The organism is Rhizobium johnstonii 3841 (assembly GCF_000009265.1).
In the GTDB taxonomy this organism is placed as follows: domain Bacteria; phylum Pseudomonadota; class Alphaproteobacteria; order Rhizobiales; family Rhizobiaceae; genus Rhizobium; species Rhizobium acaciae.
The window spans coordinates 96,989-118,862 of the sequence record NC_008382.1 but is presented as its reverse complement, the minus strand read 5'-3'; the positions used below and the strand labels follow the sequence as shown (position 1 = coordinate 118,862).

The window sequence follows — 21,874 nt, the reverse complement described above, 5'->3', positions numbered from 1 at the left end:
TAGTTCCAGAGCTAGGCGCAGACATAGAAGCTCACAGTTTGTGAATCGTCTGTCCGCAATACAGCGGCCAACGCTACCGACGCCAGATGGGGTCAGCTTGTCGCTTACCCTGCAAATTGTCCGCGACTGGGTTATTCGCTTCAATGCGCGTGGCCCGTCAGGGCTCATCAATGGCAAAGCACCCGGCAATCAAGGAAAGCTTTCCGACGTGCATCGCCAGGCTTTGGCAAAGATCGTCGAAAGTGGCCCGATACCGGCGGTGCATGGCGTTGTGCGCTGGCGGCGCAAGGATCTTGTTCAATGGCTGTTCCAGGAATATCGGATATCCGTCGATGAAACGACCATTGGCCGCGAATTGACGGCGCTCGGCTTTGCAAAGCTGTCTGCCCGCCCGCGCCATTACGCCCAGAACGAAGGCGACCTGGAGAGTTTTAAAAAAACTTCCCCGCCACACTGGCAGCCATCAAAGGCAGGCTCCCGAAGAACGTCGAGATTGAGCTCTGGTGGGCCGACGAAGCTCGGATAGGCCAAAAGAACAAGATCACCCGGCGATGGGCACGCAAGGGAACAAGGCCTTCGGCACCACACGATCAACGCACGATGTGGACCTATATCTTCGGCGCTATCTGCCCCAAGAAGGGCAAAGGTGCGGGTCTCGTTCTTCCCTACTGCGACACCAGCGCCATGAACCAGCATTTGCTCGAAATCAGCCAGGCCGTCGATGACGGCGCTCATGCCGTGCTGATCGTTGATCAGGCGGGGTGGCATGTCACGCCGAAGCTCGACGTGCCCGACAACATCACACTGCTCTTCCTGCCGCCACGCTCGCCCGAATTAAATCCCGTCGAGAACGTGTGGCAATTTCTGCGTGACAACTGGTTGTCCAACCGGATCTTCAAAGATTACGAGGACATCGTCGCCCATTGCTGCGACGCATGGAACAAGCTGGTCGCTCAGCCGTGGAAGATCATGTCGATTGGAATGCGTGACTGGGCGCACCGGTTTTGATTAGCGCTCGTTGGTATAACGCATCAGACGCTTTGCCGCCTTGGCATTTCGGCGGCTTTGCACCAGCACTTCGAGGACGAAGCCGTCCTGATCCACCGCACGCCAGAGCTACTGCTTCTTGCCATTGATGGCCACCACACATTCGTCGAGATGCCATATGTGGACGGCCCCCTCCTTGCAAGAACTCTTTGATGATTTGATCGGATCTCTTGCGTTCATATGTCCGGCCTTTTGTTGCGTTCACACATGAACGCTGGCCAAGATGGGTTCCGCGACGTGGGTTCCAAACACTTGATCGGCCTCGTTGGGCCACTGGCATCTACGGAGTGTACCGCGTCTCGGATCGATCGATCACACCATCTAATCGTTTCCTGCAAGTTCACGCATCAGCTCAGCACGGTAGCGTCTGTATCCTGCTCACCGTGACCGACTGATCTCTTCACGCCGCGCAGGCCAGAGCCGGGCGCGCAGCATTGCCCTTGTAAGCCTCGCCGGTCACCATCATTTTCCAGGCGATCCTGGCGATCTTGTTGGCCAACGCGACAGCCGCGAGTTTTGGGGCCTTGCGCTTGAGCAACTCGATGAGCCAGAGCGAAGCGTTCCTGCCTCTTCCCGCTCTCACCTGTCGAAGCAACGAGGTCGCACCCACGACCAATGTTTTGCGCAATGCCTCATCGCCGGCCCTCGTAATGATACCGAGCCTGACTTTGCCAGCAGTCGAATGATCCTTGGGCGTCAGGCCCATCCAGGCGGCAAACTGCCTTCCAGATCTGAACTGTTCCGGTGCCGGCGCTTTCATCACCAGCAAGACCGCGCCGATTGGTCCGACACCAGGGATCTTTGCAAGACGGCGACAACATTCATTGTTGCGATACCAAGCCATCAGTTTTGCCTCCACCTCTTTCAGGCGCTCACCCAACTGCGCAAATTCCCAACGAGAGACGCGAACAGCTCACGCGCCACAGCCGGAATGCTTTCATCAATCATGATGCGTTCCAGAAGGAGCGGAAGATGAGACATGCCATTGGCCGCGGTCAGCCCGAACTCAGCTGCATAGCCACGAATCGTATTGGCAAGCTGCGTCTGTGCGGCGACAGCGGGCTCGCGCATGCCCACCAGCATCAGCGCGGCTTGCTGATCCGCACTCTTTACCGGAACGAACCGCATCGTCGGGCGGCTCATCGCCTCGCATAGCGCTTCGGCATCGGCCGCATCATTCTTGCCGCGCTTGACGTAGGGCTTCGCCAGTTGTGGCGCGATCAGCTTTACCTCATGTCCGAACCCTGTCAGCAACCGCGCCCAGTGATGCGAAGCGGCACAGGCTTCGATCGCAATCACGGTCGGTGGGCATGTCGCAAAGAAATCCACCATCTCCTTGCGGCGCATCTTCTTGCGCAGGATCGGCCGCTCGGCGGCGTTCACACCATGCAATTGAAAGACGTGCTTTGACGTATCCATGCCAATACGGATAATCTGATCCACGGACGGCTCCTTCGTTTGAGATCGTTAACAGCTCACTCTGGCACATTTCGATGCCGTTCGGGGGCCGTCCACATGGGGTAATCGCGGGAGCGAGTCGCCCCTGATGCAGACCCGACAATGGAATCTGGTGGCTGTTCCCCGATAAGATGAAAGTGCGGGCTCAAGACTGGCAGTCAGGCCCAGGCATCTAACGGAGAACAACCATGGAAGAGTATATCGGGCTTGATGTGTCGTTGAAAGAGACAGCCATTTCCATTCGGCGCGGTGGCAAAAGGATCTGGCGCGGTAAATGCAAATCCAACCCGGATAGCATTATAACCCTGCTCAATAAGCATGCCCCAGACGCTAGGCGCGTAGTGTTTGAGACTGGGCCCCTTTCGATATGGTTTTATCATGCGCTGACCGATGCAGGGGTTCCGGCGATTTGCATCGACGCGCGGCATGCCAAGGCGGCGCTCGACATGGCTGCGAACAAAACAGATGCGAACGATGCCGATGGCCTTGCGCATCTTGCTGAGGTCGGCTTCTACCGCGAAGTCCGCGTCAAAGGGTACGACAGCATGCTCGCCCGGACGCTTGTGGCGGCACGAACGCGGTTGGTGACGATCTGCACGGAGCTGTCAAATCAGATCCGAGGCTTTATGAAGACGTTTGGCTTGGTCATTCCGAGTGGCAAGGGTGCAACCTTCGCAAACAACGTCCGTATGCTCCTAGACGGCCACCAATCTCTTTCACGGATCATTCTCCCACTCTTGAAGGCCTGGTACGGCACGCGCGAACAGGCGGCCGAACTCAGCAGGCAGTTGATAGCGATCGCGCGGGCGAGCCAATCGTGTCGGCTACTCATGTCGGTTCCCGGTGTTGGGGTTGTCACGGCAACTTCCTTCGTGACTGCCATTGAAGATCCGGAGAACTTCAAGAAGTCGCGGTCCGTAGGAGCCTGGCTGGGGCTAACGACACGCCGCTATCAATCAGGCGAGGTCGACTATGATGGTCATATCTCACGCCGCGGCGACGCCCATTTGCGCGGTCTCCTGTTCGAAGCCGCAACGGTTATCCTCACGCGAAGCAGTGCTGATAGCAGCCTGCGTTCTTGGGGGGTGAAGCTGAGGGAAAGACTGGGGTTCAAACGTGCCGCAGTCGCAGTTGCGCGCAGACTGTCTGTGATTATGCATGCGATGCTCAAGACTGGTCAGCTTTTTGATCGGGCGATTGGAATGGATCCGGCCAAAGGTTAGCTGTTCCGAACGCGTCCTAGTTTAATCCGAATACTTTCCGCCAGTGTCCTAATGGACCGGCGTCAGAACGTCCCTGCCGGGACGTAGGCACGGTGATTCCGCGCGTTGGGGTGCAACCGCATAAAATGGCGAATTGCGTCGTCCACATTGGAACACTAGACCTGCGAAGGGCCTGTCGCAAATTTTTCCGCTTAACCCTATGTTGACCATCCGCAGAGAATTTGCCGCTCCGAAAGTTGCGGAGCGAACCGATGATTCTGAATGCCATAGCCGAAAAGCTGAAGCGCCAGTCGAAGGATGATTTCAAAGGCAGGCATTTCGAGGCATGGCTGATTGTACAGGCGGTCGCTTGGTACCTTCGTTATCCGCTCAGCTATCGGGATATCGAGGAGATGTTCGGGGAACGCGGCTTCGTGGTCGATCACAGCACAATTAATCGGTGGGTATTGGCCTACGCGCCGATGATTGAGAAGCGGCTGCGTCAGTTCCGCCGGCCACATTGCGGCTCTGTTCGCGTCGATGAGACCTATGTCAAGATCCGCGGCAAATGGCGATACCTATATCGGGCCATCGACAAACACGGCAATCCGATGGACTTCCTGTTGACGGCGAAGCGCGATCTCGACGCCGACAAACGGTTCTTCCGCAAGATGCTCAAAGACGAGCCCTTGTTGTCGCCGAATAAGATCGGGACGGACGGGGCCAACACCTTCCCGTCAACGATCAAAACGTCGGTTGATGATGGGCTTCTACATCCGGACCCCGTCCACTATGTCACCAAGCACCTCCAGCAAGGCATCGAAAGTGACCATTTCCGGGTAAAGAAGAACATGCCAAAAATCGGTGGCTTCCAATCTTTCAACACGGCGCGGCGAACCATCGCGGGTTTCGAGGCGATGCTGTGGCTGAGGAAAGGCTTCGGCCTCTCGGGCAGTTGGACCATTAACGATCAGAACGATCTGCTTGCGCGCCTCTTCGGACTGCAGAAAGTTAACAAAGCATGAAACTGAAGATGCTCAAGGGATAATCGCGCGCTCCGAAAATGTTTGCGACAGGCCCCAAAGCCCACATGCGGCGCAAGTGTTCGCAAGAAAACTCGCCGACATGCCGAGGCTGGGTGCCCATGCCGGATATAAGCGACGATCGCTGTTCCTACGCCGTGACGCAGCGGCATAGTCGCTTGCCGCCGTCCCTTTCCGTGTACGAGGATCGTGCCCGCCTGCCAGTCGATATCGTCAAGATTGAGGGTGGCAACTTCGCTGGCGCGCAAACCGAGCTTGGCGAGGATCATCAGAACGCCATGGTATTACGCCGCCTGAACGGCCCCGGCTTGTCGCTTACGAGCCACCTCAGCTCAGCCAAGAAGAACATGCGAAAGCACGGTTCGTCATCGCCGGGTCCCGTGATTTGGTTCGTCGGCAGCGACCGGATGGAGACGCACCGTCACCCAAGTTTGCGGATTGTCATATCAATGCTCGACTGTGCTGCTTACAAATTTGCCGAGGGAACGTAAATCTTCCATCGCTGCTTCGAGATTGCGCAGTGTCAGCCGCATGGACGAGTTTGCTGCGGCATTACGGAGATTCAGATGCAGCATTCCTCGATCCTTCATCGCGGCGAAAGCGTCCCTTTCGTGCATCGGCGTATCTGCAAGCGGCAGAGTACTTAGCATCTCCGATATTAGCCGCTCCGAGGAATTTAGCCGGTTGGCCGGCACACGTTGGCGCAGAATTGCGGCTGGTATGGCAAGGTTTTCACCAATCAGCAATTCGATGATGTAACGAAATGTGGCAAGTGCCTCGTCGGCATCGAGGGGAGTAAGCATTGTCGGGATCAGCAGGAGATTAGAACTGGCGATCACTGTGTTATTGAGCTCGCTGGATCCATGGTGAGTTTCCACTAGGCAATAGTCGAACCCGCGGCCTGCTGCCTCTTCGTAGGCGACCTCAAGAAGCGGCAACTCGTCCGTGATGAAGATCTCACAAAGTGGATCCCAGGCGTTACGTCGCGTCGCATTTTCTTTCCATTTGCTGAGTGGCCGATTTTCGTCGGCTTCGAAAAGTGCAATTGTCTTACCATCTGCGGCAAGTGCCGAGCAGAGGCCCATCAGCGCTGTTGTTTTCCCAGCGCCTCCTTTAAATGAGCAGCAGGTTACAAGTTGCATTGAAAACTCCTTGGTGCGGCCGCGTCTTCCCCACGAGAATTTGTATGCAAATTGGTCGTTCTATACAAAAACGACCGCCTGAAAGATTGTGAATACAGCACGCAAAAGCGAGAATTATATTGCAACTGTAACCGTACATTCTTGGATGTCGGGGGGCGGTTTGTTTATATCGACAACCGCTCTTCGTGAAAGATGGGCGTCTGGATGCAGTAAGCTGTTTGCCCTAACCGGCGGTCCGCTTGAGACTTGTACTATGACCTATGATGAAAAGCCGGCCTTATCTGAGCTCTTCGCTGCTCCGTCGCACGGGCACAGTCGGCGAGTGGATCCCAATGGCTACAAGGTTGGATCCATCCGGGCGGAAGTTCGCCGAAACCAACGTTCCAGGCAGAAAATCCTACAGCAGGCCATGCGAAGAGCGCAACGGCATGCACGACGATCCAACCGGCCACTGGAACCAATATCAGGAATAGCCACGCCGACGTTGCTCGCGGGCATTCTGCATCAGTCCCCAGGGCGCGGAGGTCATGAGGAATGGACGGGAGCACGACTCGGAAATTGAACACGCTGCTGTTTGCCTTCCTTCTTTCGCTGATAATGGGACTTTTGTTCGCGAGTATTTATGCAAGCTTCTATCGGCACGGCATCAGCCGCGAAACTATCAATCGCTTCGACATCTTCTCCTTCTGGTACGAAACGCCCCTATATGTTGGCTACGCCACACCGGTGTTCCTCCGTGGCTTGACCATCGCCGTCAGTACTGCCGTACTCGCTACAATGGCGGGCGCCGTTGTAATCCTACGAAAGCCGCATCATCACGGCACGGCGCGCTGGGCCGCGCGGCAGGAACTACAGCGAGCGGGCTATATCAGGCCCTTTCGCAACATAACCGGACCGATCTTTGGCAAAACGGTTGGGCCGCGTTGGCCGGGTCGATATCTAACTAACGGCGAACAGCCGCATAGTCTCGTCGTGGCCCCGACGCGCGCCGGCAAGGGCGTTGGCGTGGTCATCCCGACGCTTCTGACCTTCAACGGTTCAATTCTGGCGCTCGACGTGAAGGGGGAGCTATTCGAGTTCACTTCGCGCGCCCGCATGACGCGGGGCGATCGGGTTTTCAAGTTCGCGCCACTCGACAGTGCGGGACGGACCCACAGTTACAACCCTGTGCTTGACATCGTCAACATGCCGCCGGAGCGCCGTTTCAGCGAGACGCGGCGGCTGGCCGTTAACTTGATCGTTGCAAAGGGGAAGGGATCGGAAGGCTTTATTGAGGGCGCCCGAGACCTTTTTGTCGCTGGCATACTCGCCTGCATCGAACGCGGTACGCCGACGATCGGTGCCGTCTACGACCTATTCGCCCAGCCCGGTGAGAAATACAAGCTTTTCGCCCAGCTAGCTGGGGAAACGCAAAATCAAGAGGCACAGCGAATCTTCGATAACATGGCCGGTAATGATACAAAGATCCTGACTTCCTACACCTCTGTCCTTGGTGACGGCGGCCTGAATCTCTGGGCGGACCCCTTAATCAAGGCAGCTACAACGACGTCGGATTTTTCAATTTATGATCTCCGTCGCGATCCCACGTCAATTTTTCTCTGCGTTAGTCCAAACGATCTTGAGGTAATCGCCCCCCTCATTCGGCTGTTCTTCCAGCAGGTGGTCTCCATTCTACAGCGGACACTGCCGAAGAAGGACGAAATCTTCGAGGTGCTGTTCTTGCTGGATGAGTTTAAGCATCTCGGCAAACTCGAAGCCATAGAAACTGCGGTAACTACGATTGCTGGCTACAAGGGGCGCTTCATGTTCATCATCCAGAGCCTCTCGGCTTTGACTGGGGCATATGAAGAGTCTGGTAAGGAGAATTTCTTAAGCAATACTGGCATACAGATCTTTATGGCCACTGCCGACGACGAGACTCCAAACTATATTTCGAAAGCCATCGGCGACTATACGTTTCGAGCCCGCTCCACCTCCTTCAGCCAGCGCAACATTTTCGATACCAATATTCAGCTTTCCGACCAGGGCGCGCCCCGGTGATGTCACGTTGTGAGCGGCTTAACGGTTGTCGGATAATGGGTTGGGATGAACAGTCCTGCCGTCAGCTACAAGAACCACCGCTTTCCACCGCAGATCATCGCCCGTGCGGTCTGGCTGTATTTCCGGTTCCCTTTGAGCCTGCGGATGGTCGAGGAAATGTTGTTGGAGCGCGGCATTGTCGTCTCCTATGAAACGATCCGGCGATGGGGCCGCAAATTCGGAACGGCTTATGCCAGGCAGTTGCGCAGAAAAAAGCCGTCGCGAAAGGATATCTGGCATCTGGACGAGGTGGTGATTTCCATCGGCGGCCGCAAACATTGGCTCTGGCGTGCCGTTGACCAAGACGGTTACGTTCTCGACGAGATCGTTCAAGCCCGCCGCGATACCCAAGCTGCCAAGCGATTGCTGGTCAGGCTGCTGAAGAAACAGGGCCTGACGCCGAAGCGTATCATCACAGACAAACTGCGCTCGTACAGCGCTGCAAAACGAGATGTCATGCCCGCTGTCGAACATCGATCGCACAAGGGCCTGAACAATCGTGCGGAGAATTCTCACGTGCCACTTCGAAAACGAGAACGGGTGATGCAGGGATTTCGATCCGTCGCAGGCTTGCAACGTTTCATATCGATCTTTTCAGCAATCCGAAATCTCTTCGTTCCCCCGCATTGGAAACGTTCAGCCCTTTCCACTCACATCCACCGGATCCGCGCAATGGCGCAGTGGAAAGCCGTGACCGGCGCAACTGCCTGACGTCACAAACAAGCGCCTTGTTCAGGCGTCCATGAAACAACGTGACATCGCCCCTTGATCTTGCGCTCAAGCACGCCTACTCCCTCCAGGGCATCATTGCATTGGGACCTCCAGTTCGCGTGCAGCATGCCGCTTGGCCGGGTCCACAAGCTCATACCTGCGACTGGCCAACAGCGCTTCGTAGCGTGCGCCTTCGAGGTCCCGCTCGATTGCCGCAATGACGTCTCTTCGGGACCGCTCGACTTGATCCGAGGCGAAGATTGCCGCTTCGACAGCACGGTCCGACACCGCTTCTAAAATCTGCATCGCAACGGCGCGATCGACCCTGACGCCGCCAATGCCGGTACAAAGGCCGACACCCACATGAGCATCGCCGCCGCGGCACTGATAGCGATGGGCGTTACCTTATGCGCTGCCCTAAAAGACGTGCATCATTCGGCCACAGCGACCGCATCGCATCAGTCCCGTCAAAAGGGCACGGCCGGCACGCGCTGACTTGCGATCGCAATTCTTCTTCATGTGCGCGTTCTCGGTCAGAAGCTTATGGTTCTCCTCATACTCCCGCCAACTGATGTAACCTTGATGATTGTCGCGCAACATCACGCTCCATTCGTCCCTCGGCTTGCGTACCCCCGTAGCCTTGCGAGCGCGGCCATCGACGATGCAACGCCGGGCCCCTCCAGAATCTACAAGATAGAAAGATCTGAGTTCGCAGCATGGACCAGTTAGCCAAAAACGCGATGGAATTGCGTAATAGTCGCGATCTTGCGTTACGTTTGTAGGATTCACAGAAGAACAAGTAGGGAGAGAAGCAGGGCATTCGCCTCGTTAACTATCTGAATACATGTCGAATTCTGGCTGGCTAGATTTTTCTGATTAACCAGCTGTTAACCATTAAGTACTTGCAAACGAGAGGGGTTGGGGCGGTAAATTTGACGTGATGATAGATTCTAACGTGACCGTCGCGACAAACCCAAACCGTAGGGCGTTGCCCAGCGTCTATGAAACAATTGGTGAGCAGGCTGATTGGCGATGTCACGTTGTTTCATGGACGCCTGAACAAGGCGCTTGTTTGTGACGTCAGGCAGTTGCGCCGGTCACGGCTTTCCACTGCGCCATTGCGCGGATCCGGTGGATGTGAGTGGAAAGGGCTGAACGTTTCCAATGCGGGGGAACGAAGAGATTTCGGATTGCTGAAAAGATCGATATGAAACGTTGCAAGCCTGCGACGGATCGAAATCCCTGCATCACCCGTTCTCGTTTTCGAAGTGGCACGTGAGAATTCTCCGCACGATTGTTCAGGCCCTTGTGCGATCGATGTTCGACAGCGGGCATGACATCTCGTTTTGCAGCGCTGTACGAGCGCAGTTTGTCTGTGATGATACGCTTCGGCGTCAGGCCCTGTTTCTTCAGCAGCCTGACCAGCAATCGCTTGGCAGCTTGGGTATCGCGGCGGGCTTGAACGATCTCGTCGAGAACGTAACCGTCTTGGTCAACGGCACGCCAGAGCCAATGTTTGCGGCCGCCGATGGAAATCACCACCTCGTCCAGATGCCAGATATCCTTTCGCGACGGCTTTTTTCTGCGCAACTGCCTGGCATAAGCCGTTCCGAATTTGCGGCCCCATCGCCGGATCGTTTCATAGGAGACGACAATGCCGCGCTCCAACAACATTTCCTCGACCATCCGCAGGCTCAAAGGGAACCGGAAATACAGCCAGACCGCACGGGCGATGATCTGCGGTGGAAAGCGGTGGTTCTTGTAGCTGACGGCAGGACTGTTCATCCCAACCCATTATCCGACAACCGTTAAGCCGCTCACAACGTGACATCACCGATCAAGGACCTATCCACGCTGTCAACAGCACGCCCCGTTATCGATCGTGGCCGACTCCTGCAGCTCGGGCAAGCCGCACACCAAACCACGCGCCGCCAATCGCGGCTCTCTTCCCGCTCATCTTCCTCGCCTGGATGAGATCATAGAGCCCTAAAGCCTGATCTGCTCTTGCGGCGGAGGTCTGCACGCTTTGGTGAGATCGTGGAGGTTATTATCCCACCTCCCAAGACTGCCTTGCCAGCCGTCAATCGGTGCTGGTTCCCTCTGTCCGCGATCGCCATCGAAGTTCAAGGGCACGGCGGAGTTGAAAAAGAAGATCAATCCGACCAGGTTCTGGAAGGCGCTCGATGACTTTCTTTCCAGCACCAAATACCAGCGATGCTGGGTGCACAAGACAGCCAACATTCTCAACAAGGTGCCGAAATCGGTGCAGGATGGCATGAAGGCAGTCCTGCGCGAAATCTATCTCGCTCCCAGCCGGGCCTCGGCCGAGATCGCAATGCCGTCTTCGTCGAAAAGTATGACGCGAAGTATGCCAAGGCAGTCGACTGCCTGACGAAAGATCAAAATGCGTTGCTGGCGTTCTACGATTTGCCCGCCGAACACTGGGATCATCTGCGAACATCCATCCCATCAAAAGCGTCTTTGCCACCGTTCGCCACCGCACGGTGCGTGCCAAGGGCTCACTATCCTCAAAAACCGCCACGCTGATGGTCTTCAAGCTGGTCATCGCCGCGGCCAGGACATGGCGACGATTGAAAGGACAAAATCAGTTGCCGAAACTCATCGCAAGTGCCAGGTTCCGGATGGCATCGAGATTATCGAAACGAAGCCGCAGAGCGCTGCTTGATCAGCCTCGCCACCCAAATTCCCGCATAGCTCGGTTTCGACTGTCCGATCGCGCAGGGGCGACAAAAGGGGAGCCGTAAGCTTCAATTGTAAGACAACTAACGTTGAATATGCCAGACTTACACACGATGCTCGTGGCGACAAACTCATCCAAGGCAAGGCCTATTCGCAAACCGCTGCGCTCAGTTTTTATAAAAGGGCCCTAGAAATGACCAATCGATCAGGCTTAGAGGCGAATGCCGAAGTCGGCTTAAACAACCCGACTCAGCACAACGTGGACCTGCCAGGAGATGCTCTAGCCGACGTGGCTGTTAGGCTGGTGACTGAAAGTCCTGCTCAAACAGCGTCTGATCTAACAAACTTCAAGCTGGCCGGTGTGATCGCGCGCGACGCGGTAGAGAGTAGTCATGTCGGCCCTTTCCACCGGCGCCTTACCAGACTCGGGGAGGCAGCAAGGCTTTTATTCGATAATACTATTCCTCATACAGAGCAAGTAGCACCACCCTCCAGGCTTAAGAGCACAGGGGCGATCATCGACTATCTGGCTCCGCAGCGTAGACAACGACTCGTACACCAAGTTCTCTCACTGTCGGATGAACAGCGGCAGGCGGAAGCAATGGGCCTCCTCAAGGACAAGCTGTCAATTTTCGATGCTAACGATAGAACACGCTTGATTGATCGAGCCCTGAGCCTTTTCTCCTCTGCTGAACACTCAGACGATCGGATTGGAGGCGCACAGCTCCTCGTCCACGGATATGATTTCCTATCCAATTCGCACAAAAGTCGGATTCTTGATCGTCTTCGAGGCGAAGTAACCGCGGGGGAAATCTATTGGAACGTAGAAGACGATTACAAAAACGCCCAGCGACAGAGCTCGGGTCTATCCTCGCCTGGCGCGGCTCGGTCGGCGGTCGACCATGACGACGAACTATTGAAGACCGAAGGAGCCGTGCGAAATTTGACCGCTGGCGGCTTGGTTCCTGCTGAGCGTTTGGATGACGTGGAAAGAGCGAGCGATGCTCTAGCAGAAGAATATCGAAGCTTGCGGCATGAGCTCTATGCTTCGGTCCGGGTTAGGGAAAATTCCGGTCGCAGTTGATAGGTACGAATTGCGAGCAAATTCGCCCTGATTTTTGAATTCGTGTCGCCCCAAAACCCAAAATCATCCTCCTTAGCATTCATCTGGTGGTCTCACAGATCCCAAGACCGGATTCGGCAACTTGATACCCAGCGCAATTTTGTGAAAATTCCATCAAGAAGAGCAGTGACCTGCCACTGAACTTTCATCCAGCGGCGGTTAGAGCCTCGGCGGCTTTGAATACGCCAAATGGCGCGGTGTGAGCAACCGGCGGAAACGCGAAGCTTTCATCTTGCGCAGCGTTGGAGCCGGTTGCGGCGATGGTCCCGGCATAGTCTGCCGGGGTCTGATATCCGAGCGATGAGTGCGGCCGGAAATGGTTATACAACACGACGACAGAACACCCACAGGACGGAGGTTCGTGAGCTTTTATATCCGTGGCAGGCGATGTCACGTTGTTTCATGGACGCCTGAACAAGGCGCTTGTTTGTGACGTCAGGCAGTTGCGCCGGTCACGGCTTTCCACTGCGCCATTGCGCGGATCCGGTGGATGTGAGTGGAAAGGGCTGAACGTTTCCAATGCGGGGGAACGAAGAGATTTCGGATTGCTGAAAAGATCGATATGAAACGTTGCAAGCCTGCGACGGATCGAAATCCCTGCATCACCCGTTCTCGTTTTCGAAGTGGCACGTGAGAATTCTCCGCACGATTGTTCAGGCCCTTGTGCGATCGATGTTCGACAGCGGGCATGACATCTCGTTTTGCAGCGCTGTACGAGCGCAGTTTGTCTGTGATGATACGCTTCGGCGTCAGGCCCTGTTTCTTCAGCAGCCTGACCAGCAATCGCTTGGCAGCTTGGGTATCGCGGCGGGCTTGAACGATCTCGTCGAGAACGTAACCGTCTTGGTCAACGGCACGCCAGAGCCAATGTTTGCGGCCGCCGATGGAAATCACCACCTCGTCCAGATGCCAGATATCCTTTCGCGACGGCTTTTTTCTGCGCAACTGCCTGGCATAAGCCGTTCCGAATTTGCGGCCCCATCGCCGGATCGTTTCATAGGAGACGACAATGCCGCGCTCCAACAACATTTCCTCGACCATCCGCAGGCTCAAAGGGAACCGGAAATACAGCCAGACCGCACGGGCGATGATCTGCGGTGGAAAGCGGTGGTTCTTGTAGCTGACGGCAGGACTGTTCATCCCAACCCATTATCCGACAACCGTTAAGCCGCTCACAACGTGACATCACCCAATCAATGTGACAGTACCCGCCCGCTTTCTGATTCGCTCAGCCCCCGCTGGCATGTTCAGCCAAGGGTGTGATATGCTCGCCCCATGACGAAGTTACTTGAACATGCGGTTGATACCGTCCGCGCCCTACCCCCCGCGATGCAGGACGATCTTGCACGGCTATTGCTGCAACTCATTGGCGAGGAGCAACCCGTCATTCAACTTAACCCGGAGGAAGCTGCTTCGTTCGCGGAATCCCGCGCCCAAGCTTCACGTCGTGAATTTGCGAACAACGATCAGGTACGCGCTGTTTGGGCGAAGCACAGCCTTTGATTCTCCGCTACACTCCGAAGGCACTTGCCGAGCTTGACGAAATTCTTGGCTACATTGCCGAGCGATCACCACAAGGCGCGCGCAACGTTCAGGCGCGCATTCAGGCAATCACCACGCTTTTAGTGCAACATCCCTACTCTGGCCAGCTCACCAGCGAAAGCGGCTTGCGCCGGATCGTGACGCCGCCCTACCCCTATTTGATCTTCTACGAAGTGACGGCCGAGGATGTTGTGATTATCGGCGTTCGCCATGCGGCGCGGGAGCCGGATCAGCCGCGCGGCTGATGTGCAAAATTCAAGGTGTGAGGGGGCAGATTTTTCGATTTATCCCCCAACAGCGGCAATGGCGATGTCACGTTGTTTCATGGACGCCTGAACAAGGCGCTTGTTTGTGACGTCAGGCAGTTGCGCCGGTCACGGCTTTCCACTGCGCCATTGCGCGGATCCGGTGGATGTGAGTGGAAAGGGCTGAACGGGGCCTGTCGCAAACATTTTCGGAGCGCGCGATTATCCCTTGAGCATCTTCAGTTTCATGCTTTGTTAACTTTCTGCAGTCCGAAGAGGCGCGCAAGCAGATCGTTCTGATCGTTGATGGTCCAACTGCCCGAGAGGCCGAAGCCTTTCCTCAGCCACAGCATCGCCTCGAAACCCGCGATGGTTCGCCGCGCCGTGTTGAAAGATTGGAAGCCACCGATTTTTGGCATGTTCTTCTTTACCCGGAAATGGTCACTTTCGATGCCTTGCTGGAGGTGCTTGGTGACATAGTGGACGGGGTCCGGATGTAGAAGCCCATCATCAACCGACGTTTTGATCGTTGACGGGAAGGTGTTGGCCCCGTCCGTCCCGATCTTATTCGGCGACAACAAGGGCTCGTCTTTGAGCATCTTGCGGAAGAACCGTTTGTCGGCGTCGAGATCGCGCTTCGCCGTCAACAGGAAGTCCATCGGATTGCCGTGTTTGTCGATGGCCCGATATAGGTATCGCCATTTGCCGCGGATCTTGACATAGGTCTCATCGACGCGAACAGAGCCGCAATGTGGCCGGCGGAACTGACGCAGCCGCTTCTCAATCATCGGCGCGTAGGCCAATACCCACCGATTAATTGTGCTGTGATCGACCACGAAGCCGCGTTCCCCGAACATCTCCTCGATATCCCGATAGCTGAGCGGATAACGAAGGTACCAAGCGACCGCCTGTACAATCAGCCATGCCTCGAAATGCCTGCCTTTGAAATCATCCTTCGACTGGCGCTTCAGCTTTTCGGCTATGGCATTCAGAATCATCGGTTCGCTCCGCAACTTTCGGAGCGGCAAATTCTCTGCGGATGGTCAACATAGGGTTAAGCGGAAAAATTTGCGACAGGCCCATTCGAGAACATCCGAGTGAGGCAACGGCATTATTCTCCGGGAACACTCTTGGGTGAGGCAATACGAATCTCATCGAGATTGCCGCTACGCGATCATCACCTCTCCGGCGAAGGGACTGCCGGCAACAGCCGCAATGGCTATGGCCGCAAGACGGTGCTGACGGATAGTGGCTCGCTTGAGCTTGCCATCCCACGCGACCGGCAGTCGAGTTTCGATCCTCAATTGCTGGCCAAATACCAGCGCCGCTTCCCAGGCTTCGACGAGAAGATCGTGTCGATGTATGCGCGTGGGATGAGTACGCGCGAGATCGCCGGGCATGTCCATGACCTCTATGGTATCGACGTCTCTCCCGATCTGATCTCGGCCGTTACCGATGCGGTGCTGGACGAGGTGGCGATATGGCAAGCGCGGCCTCTGGAGCCGGTCTATCCGTTGGTGTTCTTCGATGCCTTGAGGGTCAAGATCAGGGATGAAGGCCACGTCCGGAACAAGGCAGTGCACATAGCGCTCGGCGTGCGCGGCGACGGCACGAAGGAAATCCTCGGCCTCTGGATCGAAACCAACGAGGGTGCCAAATTCTGGCTTCGGGTGATGAATGAGATGAAAAACCGCGGGGTCGAGGACATCCTGATCGCCGTCGTCGACGGCCTAAAGGGCTTTCCCGAGGCTATCAATGCTGTCTTCGCAGAAACGACGGTACAGACTTGCATCGTTCATCTGCTGCGAAACTCCTTGGATTTTGCCTCCTGGAAAGACCGCAAGGACCTGGCCCGTGAGCTGAAGTCCATCTACGGGGCTATCGACGACAAGGCGGCGGAGGCAGCGCTGACGACCTTCGAGAATGGCTTCTGGGGCCGGAAATTCCCAGCCATCGCCCAGATTTGGCGGCGAGCCTGGCAGGAGGTCATCCCGTTCTTTGCCTTTCCCAAGGATGTGCGCCGCATCATTTACACCACGAACGCCATCGAAGCCCTGAATTCCAAGCTGCGTCGCGCCGTCCCAGCGAGAGGCCATTTCCCCAGTGATGAGGCAGCAACCAAATTGCTCTACTTGGTCTTGAACAGATCGGAGAAAGAGTGGAAGATGCCGCCAAGAGAATGGACGATGGCAAAATCGCAATTCGCCATTCTCTTGGCGGACCGCTTTCAGGCCGCAAGGGCGTAAGAGCTAATGTTCAACCGCACGCCCGTACACGAAATTCCTGACACTCCCGGCACTGGATGCCGATAGCGGCGAGATCGTTGCCCATACCCTGACGGATCAGGATGCTGGCGATGTCTCTCAAGTTGCGCCACTCCTCGGCCAGATTGGCGGTCCGATCGGACAGTTACAGCCGACGGTGCCTATGATGGAAAACCTACATACGACGCAGTCATCGATCATAGCGCGGCGGCTATCGTCATTCCGCCTCGCGCCAACGCGGTCGAGCCAAGCGACGAAAGACCTCCCGGCCAACGGAACCGGCATATCGCCGCAATCAACAGTGACGGCCGGATGAAATGGCAGGTCTCTAACGGCTACGGCAAACGCTCGCTGGTTGAGACGGCAATCGGGCGATACAAGTCCATCGTCGGACGGCGTCTGCGGGCCAGGTCGCTGCCTGGTCAGCAGAAGTCGCCATCGGCTGCGCCGTCCTCAACCGCATGCTTGCTTGCGCACGCCCGAAAGCCGTCCGCCGCAAGGCAGCCACCTTATAGTCAGCCGTTTCAAAGATCCACATCCGTTCAGTTCCACATCCGTCCACCAACGCCACTCCGCAGCACAACTTCGAACCCATCGACGCCAGGCGATGGCCGCGTGGGAAGCCCCTGAGTACACGGCCCGCCTGAAAAGTCCAGGCTCGGCCTCACGTGGCCACATTCACTTTTTGCTGCGCCAATTCAGGCACTGCCACTGCACCCGCAGTGTCAGTCAGCCACGAACGTCCTCATCAGCGCTGTCGGTGGGTAACTTTCTTTTCGTTGTTAAAGAAAATGCAAAGAGCCGAGCTAGCAAGTTTACGGCCGAAGGCCCGGGCACTATTGAAACCCAACGGATCAAAATGAGCGAGGGCAATATCGACCAGCCGTCGCGGCATCATGCGCGACGTCGCAACGATAGATAGCGGCTCCTCAACGGAATAGGCCTGCGCGATTTCGGCGAACGAGCCGTTGGACAGCATCAACTCGTAGTCGTCCAAAGCACGCCGCAATATCAGCTGCAGGGCCCGGGCAGGGCGAGACTCGGCACTTAACGCGTCAAAAGTCGCGGAGATGCCGCGGGCGGGAAGCGCCGCTGACAGAAACACCTGCACCTTCGGATCTTCGTCGTGGCGTTCATTCGCAAGAAGAACGGTCCTTCTCGCGGGCAAAGCTTGGGAAGGTACTGTTCTATCGCCCGTCTGGCGACTGGTCGGCTCGATTGGTGCGATCGCTACTCGCGGATTTGAGGAGGCCAGCATACTCTCTTGGAACGACCTCGCCGATTGGCTCGTCGCAAGTCGGCGCGCCTCCTGCGCCGAAACAGCCGGTTTGCGGATACCCACATCAACCCTCCAACGCCTTCTCTACGAAGGCACCGATCATGGCAAGCTCATCCAATGCGCGGCGGTTGTTACGCAACATTAGTCGCATTGCGGGAGCGTGGGACAGATTCGCCACCGTTATATGCAACATCCCCCGCTCCTTCATGGCCGCGAAGGCATCACGCTCATACATGGGCACATCAAACACTGGCAGACGCTCTAGCATATCGTAGGCGGTCTGTTGAGAGACCGTCAGTCTGCCAACGGGAACTCGCTGGCGAAGAATGGCGGTATGCGTTTGCAGTTCCTCTGCCAGTAGCAGCTCGACGATGTAACGATAAGTCGCAAGCGCCTCATCGATGTCCAGAGGTGTCAGCATGGTCGGCACCAGCAGAAAGTCGGAGCTGGCAACAATAACATTGTTCAGTTCACTCAGACCGCCATGGGTGTCGGCCAGCGCATAATGGAAGCCAGCACCTTCAGCCTGTTGATATGCGTCCTCCAGTAGAGGCAACTCATCGGCGACGAACACCTCGCATTGATGATCCCAAGCGCCGTTGCGAAGGGCGTTTTCTTTCCATTTTGTAAGGGGACGGTTTTCGTCACCTTCGAACAACGCAACCCTCCTCTTCTTGGAGGCAAGCCAGGAGCACAGCCCCATTAAGGCTGTGGTTTTACCCGCTCCGCCTTTGAATGAGCAGCAAGTAATCAGTTTCATGTCGTAGTTTTGCCTGCGCCTTGATGCTTCCATAAAATCTACAATCGTTTTGTATTAAGTACTGATTTAATCATGAATCTCGCCTGTGGCAACGAAGTTCCATCCCACAATAGTGAATGCTTCATCGCACTCAGTTACACCTGTAACAATTCGCATACTCCATTTAGCATGGATATCTCTATGATAACGTCTGCTAGTTTCCAGTGTAAAATTGCGTCGACTATTTCTACGAATGCGGGTCAGAGAAATGGCAGAGGACTACTCCCCTAACTTGTTCAGTGATGCTCCTGTTCGTAGAAGACGAAGCGCCGCAATAGTTGACCCGCTCGGCTATAAGATAGTCAGCGTGCGGTTGCGGTTGGCCGAATTTGAATCTTTCTCGGAACAATTGCTGACGCTCGGGCTGACAAGCAATTTAGCTCTCCGCATCGCAGTGCGTCGGATAGCAGGCTTCCTGGAAATTGACGCCTACACTCGCCAAGACCTCCAAGAAATCACCAGCAGCATTGGTCAAATTGCCGATGCGCTCAACGACATGAGCCGGATTGCAAGTCGCGATGGTAGAGTGGATATCGAACGCTTCGAGAGCCATAGGCAGCAGTTTGGCCAAGAATTCGCCGCCCTCGACGCCCTGCTTCGCACAATACTGAACGTTTCCCGACGGCGGCAAGATGGCCGAAGATTATTACAGGAGAGCGAACGGTGAGAGGATTTTCTGGGAACGTCGCTGTCAGGTGGCCAAGATGCCCCCGCAAGCCATCATAAGAATTGTGCCTCGAGGCGGCGCTCGTACCGCACGCCAAATCCGGGATCAGCTGAATTACCTGTCTCGCGAGGGCACCATTGACCTCCTGCGATCCTCGCGTCTTCAGAGTGTTGCGGTGCCATACGATCGCCTTTTCGAGATGGCACGCAGTTGGGCCGAGCAAACCGGCAACTATCAACCTGGCCAGCCAGAGGCAGAAAGCAACCAGGACCTGACCACGCACATAATCGTCAGCTTTCCGCGTGGAACCGATACCAACAACGCACACGCTGCGGGCCGGGCGTGGGCGGAAAACGTATTCGGTTCGGGGCGCCAGGGCGGTACATTCGACTACATCACTGCCTTTCATGTCGACCGGCAACATCCACATTTGCATGTTGTTGTCAATCGCAGGGCGCTGGAAGGCCACTGGTTGAAAATCTCGCGCCGCGATCCCCATCACAATTACAACAATATGCGCGCAGCACTTGTTGATGCCGCGTATGACAACGGTATCGAATTGGATGCGACCTCGCGTGCTGAGCGCGGCATCATGGAGCGACCGATTACCTATGCGGAGTTCCGACGCAGGCAGAGGGCTGGAGAAACAGTTGCGATTCGCCCGCACCCAGAACCCGATGTTCCCGCCACTCCCCGAGGATCATCCAGCCCCCCAAACCTTGGCGACGCCGACAGGGCCCTAAGGCCCGGCGGCGGTCCACATGGACCAAGTCACGGAGACACCCCTAGGCAAGCATCCGGGAGCAACGCTGGACCGGCCACCCGCGACAATACGGTCGATGAAGTTCGTATTGTCGACGATTTTGACTCGAGAAGACGAAGTGATTCCGATGGGCAGGGGCAAGCTGTGGGACACGGTACACAGGACGAGAGCGGTTTCGAGCAACAGCGCCAAACCCGGCGTCGTCGGCGCCCGGAGACGGAAACTGAAGACGGCGGTTCCAATACACACCAGCACCCACGGCAGCGCCGCCGCTACGCCCCCGGCATCATCGAAACCCGGGGCCAGCGAGCGGCCCGTGAACAGCGTGAAGCCGATGAATGCGCGAGGCGGGACGTCCAAAGGCCAGAAGAGCTCGATTCGGAGCGGCCGGAGAAACGTAAGCGTCGTAGCTACGCCCCCGGCATCATCGAAACCCGGGCCCAACGAGCGGCCCGTGAACAGCGCGAAGCCGATGAACGCGCGAGGCGGGACGTCCAAAGGCCAGAAGAGCTCGATTCGGAGCGGCCGGAGAAACGTAAGCGTCGTAGCTACGCCCCCGGCATCATCGAAACCCGGGCCCAACGAGCGGCCCGTGAACAGCGCGAAGCCGATGAACGCGCGAGGCGGGACGTCCAAAGGCCAGAAGAGCTCGATTCGGAGCGGCCGGAGAAACGTAAGCGTCGTAGCTACGCCCCCGGCATCATCGAAACCCGGGCCCAACGAGCGGCCCGTGAACAGCGCGAAGCCGATGAACGCGCAAGGCAGCAACACAGCCGTGAGCCCGACCCTCAAGACGTCGATCCTAATCAACCGCGGCCCCTTCGCAGGGGTCGCGTGGTCGAACGATCGCGCAAGACCCCCGGCGGTTCTCGCTGAGTACGACCACGAGCAATATTGAAACCACAGATGCCAAGGGCCTGTCGCAAATTTTTCCGCTTAACCCTATGTTGACCATCCGCAGAGAATTTGCCGCTCCGAAAGTTGCGGAGCGAACCGATGATTCTGAATGCCATAGCCGAAAAGCTGAAGCGCCAGTCGAAGGATGATTTCAAAGGCAGGCATTTCGAGGCATGGCTGATTGTACAGGCGGTCGCTTGGTACCTTCGTTATCCGCTCAGCTATCGGGATATCGAGGAGATGTTCGGGGAACGCGGCTTCGTGGTCGATCACAGCACAATTAATCGGTGGGTATTGGCCTACGCGCCGATGATTGAGAAGCGGCTGCGTCAGTTCCGCCGGCCACATTGCGGCTCTGTTCGCGTCGATGAGACCTATGTCAAGATCCGCGGCAAATGGCGATACCTATATCGGGCCATCGACAAACACGGCAATCCGATGGACTTCCTGTTGACGGCGAAGCGCGATCTCGACGCCGACAAACGGTTCTTCCGCAAGATGCTCAAAGACGAGCCCTTGTTGTCGCCGAATAAGATCGGGACGGACGGGGCCAACACCTTCCCGTCAACGATCAAAACGTCGGTTGATGATGGGCTTCTACATCCGGACCCCGTCCACTATGTCACCAAGCACCTCCAGCAAGGCATCGAAAGTGACCATTTCCGGGTAAAGAAGAACATGCCAAAAATCGGTGGCTTCCAATCTTTCAACACGGCGCGGCGAACCATCGCGGGTTTCGAGGCGATGCTGTGGCTGAGGAAAGGCTTCGGCCTCTCGGGCAGTTGGACCATCAACGATCAGAACGATCTGCTTGCGCGCCTCTTCGGACTGCAGAAAGTTAACAAAGCATGAAACTGAAGATGCTCAAGGGATAATCGCGCGCTCCGAAAATGTTTGCGACAGGCCCGGTAAG

At 56.4% G+C, this 21,874-nt stretch carries 13 protein-coding genes and 12 pseudogenes; 14 read left to right on the top strand and 11 right to left on the bottom strand.

All coding sequences use genetic code 11. From position 1 onward, the window contains the following. Positions 1–97: 97 nt before the first annotated feature. Positions 98–1,008 (top strand): annotated as a pseudogene (locus RL_RS40705) (IS630 family transposase); the annotation flags it as partial. Positions 1,009–1,029: 21 nt separating this feature from the next. Here RL_RS40705 and RL_RS38060 read toward each other — a convergent pair. Continuing rightward, positions 1,030–1,164, bottom strand: a pseudogene (locus RL_RS38060) (DDE-type integrase/transposase/recombinase); the annotation flags it as partial. Positions 1,165–1,447: 283 nt separating this feature from the next. Next, a pseudogene (locus RL_RS24975) lies at positions 1,448–2,490 on the bottom strand (IS110 family transposase). A 203-nt stretch (positions 2,491–2,693) separates the two neighbouring features. Between RL_RS24975 and RL_RS24970 the strand changes: the two are divergent. Next, the gene (locus tag RL_RS24970) at positions 2,694–3,728 is read left to right on the top strand and encodes an IS110 family transposase (protein ID WP_011654602.1); all 1,035 of its coding nucleotides are present in this window, start codon (positions 2,694–2,696) and stop codon (positions 3,726–3,728) included. 251 nt (positions 3,729–3,979) lie between these two features. Next, entirely contained in the window at positions 3,980–4,732 is a 753-nt protein-coding gene (locus tag RL_RS24965; RefSeq protein ID WP_011654541.1) for an IS6-like element ISRle7 family transposase, read from the top strand. Here RL_RS24965 and RL_RS38055 read toward each other — a convergent pair. Together RL_RS38055 and RL_RS24960 are read right to left on the bottom strand one after the other, a co-directional pair. After that, positions 4,678–5,019, bottom strand: a complete 342-nt coding sequence (locus tag RL_RS38055) for a tyrosine-type recombinase/integrase (RefSeq protein WP_244432380.1) — start codon at positions 5,017–5,019, stop codon at positions 4,678–4,680. The two genes, RL_RS24965 and RL_RS38055, sit on opposite strands and share 55 nt — an antisense overlap. 177 nt (positions 5,020–5,196) lie before the next feature. Next, positions 5,197–5,892 (bottom strand): conjugal transfer ATPase VirC1, encoded by a 696-nt coding sequence (locus RL_RS24960; protein ID WP_011654600.1) that lies wholly within the window; start codon positions 5,890–5,892, stop codon positions 5,197–5,199. Positions 5,893–6,426: 534 nt separating this feature from the next. Here RL_RS24960 and virD4 point away from each other — a divergent pair. Next, positions 6,427–7,952 (top strand): annotated as a pseudogene (gene virD4 / locus RL_RS24955) (type IV secretion system ATPase VirD4); the annotation flags it as partial. Then, positions 7,932–8,682, top strand: a pseudogene (locus RL_RS24950) (IS6 family transposase). The pseudogenes virD4 and RL_RS24950, both read left to right, overlap by 21 nt. A gap of 53 nt (positions 8,683–8,735) precedes the next feature. Here the strand turns inward: RL_RS24950 and RL_RS39315 are convergent. Both RL_RS39315 and RL_RS24940 read right to left on the bottom strand, forming a co-directional pair. Continuing rightward, positions 8,736–9,345 (bottom strand): annotated as a pseudogene (locus RL_RS39315) (zinc ribbon domain-containing protein); the annotation flags it as partial. A 417-nt stretch (positions 9,346–9,762) separates the two neighbouring features. Then, positions 9,763–10,513: pseudogene (locus tag RL_RS24940) on the bottom strand (IS6 family transposase). A gap of 336 nt (positions 10,514–10,849) precedes the next feature. On the opposite strand from RL_RS24940, the pseudogene RL_RS24935 reads away from it, so the two are divergent. Then, positions 10,850–11,368 (top strand): annotated as a pseudogene (locus RL_RS24935) (transposase); the annotation flags it as partial. A gap of 207 nt (positions 11,369–11,575) precedes the next feature. Further along, positions 11,576–12,466, top strand: a complete 891-nt coding sequence (locus RL_RS24930) for a hypothetical protein (protein ID WP_011654596.1) — start codon at positions 11,576–11,578, stop codon at positions 12,464–12,466. 184 nt (positions 12,467–12,650) lie between these two features. Here RL_RS24930 and RL_RS38040 read toward each other — a convergent pair. Both RL_RS38040 and RL_RS24925 read right to left on the bottom strand, forming a co-directional pair. Continuing rightward, positions 12,651–12,830, bottom strand: a pseudogene (locus tag RL_RS38040) (IS3 family transposase); the annotation flags it as partial. Between the two features lie 110 nt (positions 12,831–12,940). Continuing rightward, a pseudogene (locus tag RL_RS24925) lies at positions 12,941–13,691 on the bottom strand (IS6 family transposase). An 89-nt stretch (positions 13,692–13,780) separates the two neighbouring features. On the opposite strand from RL_RS24925, the gene RL_RS24920 reads away from it, so the two are divergent. Together RL_RS24920 and RL_RS24915 are read left to right on the top strand one after the other, a co-directional pair. Continuing rightward, positions 13,781–14,008: a hypothetical protein gene (locus RL_RS24920; RefSeq protein ID WP_011654594.1), complete on the top strand. Its 228-nt coding sequence runs from the start codon at positions 13,781–13,783 to the stop codon at positions 14,006–14,008. Next, positions 13,987–14,292, top strand: a complete 306-nt coding sequence (locus RL_RS24915; RefSeq protein WP_011654593.1) for a type II toxin-antitoxin system RelE/ParE family toxin — start codon at positions 13,987–13,989, stop codon at positions 14,290–14,292. Before RL_RS24920 ends, RL_RS24915 begins: the two co-directional genes overlap by 22 nt. A gap of 245 nt (positions 14,293–14,537) precedes the next feature. Here RL_RS24915 and RL_RS24910 read toward each other — a convergent pair whose 3' ends face one another. Continuing rightward, positions 14,538–15,290 carry an IS6-like element ISRle7 family transposase gene (locus tag RL_RS24910; RefSeq protein ID WP_011654541.1) on the bottom strand — a complete coding sequence of 251 codons (753 nt, stop codon included), beginning with the start codon at positions 15,288–15,290 and terminating at the stop codon, positions 14,538–14,540. A gap of 174 nt (positions 15,291–15,464) precedes the next feature. Here RL_RS24910 and RL_RS24905 point away from each other — a divergent pair. Further along, positions 15,465–16,538, top strand: a pseudogene (locus RL_RS24905) (IS256 family transposase); the annotation flags it as partial. A 49-nt stretch (positions 16,539–16,587) separates the two neighbouring features. Then, positions 16,588–17,071, top strand: a pseudogene (locus RL_RS38035) (transposase); the annotation flags it as partial. A gap of 233 nt (positions 17,072–17,304) precedes the next feature. On the opposite strand, the gene RL_RS24900 reads toward RL_RS38035, so the two are convergent. Both RL_RS24900 and RL_RS24895 read right to left on the bottom strand, forming a co-directional pair. After that, positions 17,305–17,898, bottom strand: coding sequence for a conjugal transfer protein VirC2 (locus RL_RS24900; RefSeq protein WP_011654591.1), 594 nt, complete (start codon positions 17,896–17,898; stop codon positions 17,305–17,307). A gap of 1 nt (position 17,899) precedes the next feature. Further along, entirely contained in the window at positions 17,900–18,595 is a 696-nt protein-coding gene (locus tag RL_RS24895; protein WP_011654590.1) for a conjugal transfer ATPase VirC1, read from the bottom strand. A gap of 247 nt (positions 18,596–18,842) precedes the next feature. Between RL_RS24895 and virD1 the strand changes: the two genes are divergently transcribed. The 3 genes from virD1 (at position 18,843) to RL_RS24880 (ending at position 21,813) form a co-directional block, all read left to right on the top strand. Further along, positions 18,843–19,301 carry a T-DNA border endonuclease subunit VirD1 gene (gene virD1, locus RL_RS24890; RefSeq protein ID WP_011654589.1) on the top strand — a complete coding sequence of 153 codons (459 nt, stop codon included), beginning with the start codon at positions 18,843–18,845 and terminating at the stop codon, positions 19,299–19,301. Beyond that, positions 19,267–20,940 (top strand): relaxase/mobilization nuclease domain-containing protein, encoded by a 1,674-nt coding sequence (locus RL_RS38030; protein WP_122330889.1) that lies wholly within the window; start codon positions 19,267–19,269, stop codon positions 20,938–20,940. Before virD1 ends, RL_RS38030 begins: the two co-directional genes overlap by 35 nt. Before the next feature lie 120 nt (positions 20,941–21,060). After that, positions 21,061–21,813, top strand: coding sequence for an IS6-like element ISRle7 family transposase (locus tag RL_RS24880; RefSeq protein WP_011654541.1), 753 nt, complete (start codon positions 21,061–21,063; stop codon positions 21,811–21,813). Positions 21,814–21,874: the final 61 nt, after the last annotated feature.

Bases quoted from the DNA above. Each gene is read 5' to 3' on its own strand.
- RL_RS24970 (WP_011654602.1), top strand. From the start codon at position 2,694: ATGGAAGAGTATATCGGGCTTGATGTGTCGTTGAAAGAGACAGCCATT.
- RL_RS24965 (WP_011654541.1), top strand. From the start codon at position 3,980: ATGATTCTGAATGCCATAGCCGAAAAGCTGAAGCGCCAGTCGAAGGAT.
- RL_RS38055 (WP_244432380.1), bottom strand. From the start codon at position 5,019: ATGATCCTCGCCAAGCTCGGTTTGCGCGCCAGCGAAGTTGCCACCCTC.
- RL_RS24960 (WP_011654600.1), bottom strand. From the start codon at position 5,892: ATGCAACTTGTAACCTGCTGCTCATTTAAAGGAGGCGCTGGGAAAACA.
- RL_RS24930 (WP_011654596.1), top strand. From the start codon at position 11,576: ATGACCAATCGATCAGGCTTAGAGGCGAATGCCGAAGTCGGCTTAAAC.
- RL_RS24920 (WP_011654594.1), top strand. From the start codon at position 13,781: ATGACGAAGTTACTTGAACATGCGGTTGATACCGTCCGCGCCCTACCC.
- RL_RS24910 (WP_011654541.1), bottom strand. From the start codon at position 15,290: ATGATTCTGAATGCCATAGCCGAAAAGCTGAAGCGCCAGTCGAAGGAT.
- RL_RS24895 (WP_011654590.1), bottom strand. From the start codon at position 18,595: ATGAAACTGATTACTTGCTGCTCATTCAAAGGCGGAGCGGGTAAAACC.
- virD1 (WP_011654589.1), top strand. From the start codon at position 18,843: ATGGCAGAGGACTACTCCCCTAACTTGTTCAGTGATGCTCCTGTTCGT.
- RL_RS38030 (WP_122330889.1), top strand. From the start codon at position 19,267: ATGGCCGAAGATTATTACAGGAGAGCGAACGGTGAGAGGATTTTCTGG.
- RL_RS24880 (WP_011654541.1), top strand. From the start codon at position 21,061: ATGATTCTGAATGCCATAGCCGAAAAGCTGAAGCGCCAGTCGAAGGAT.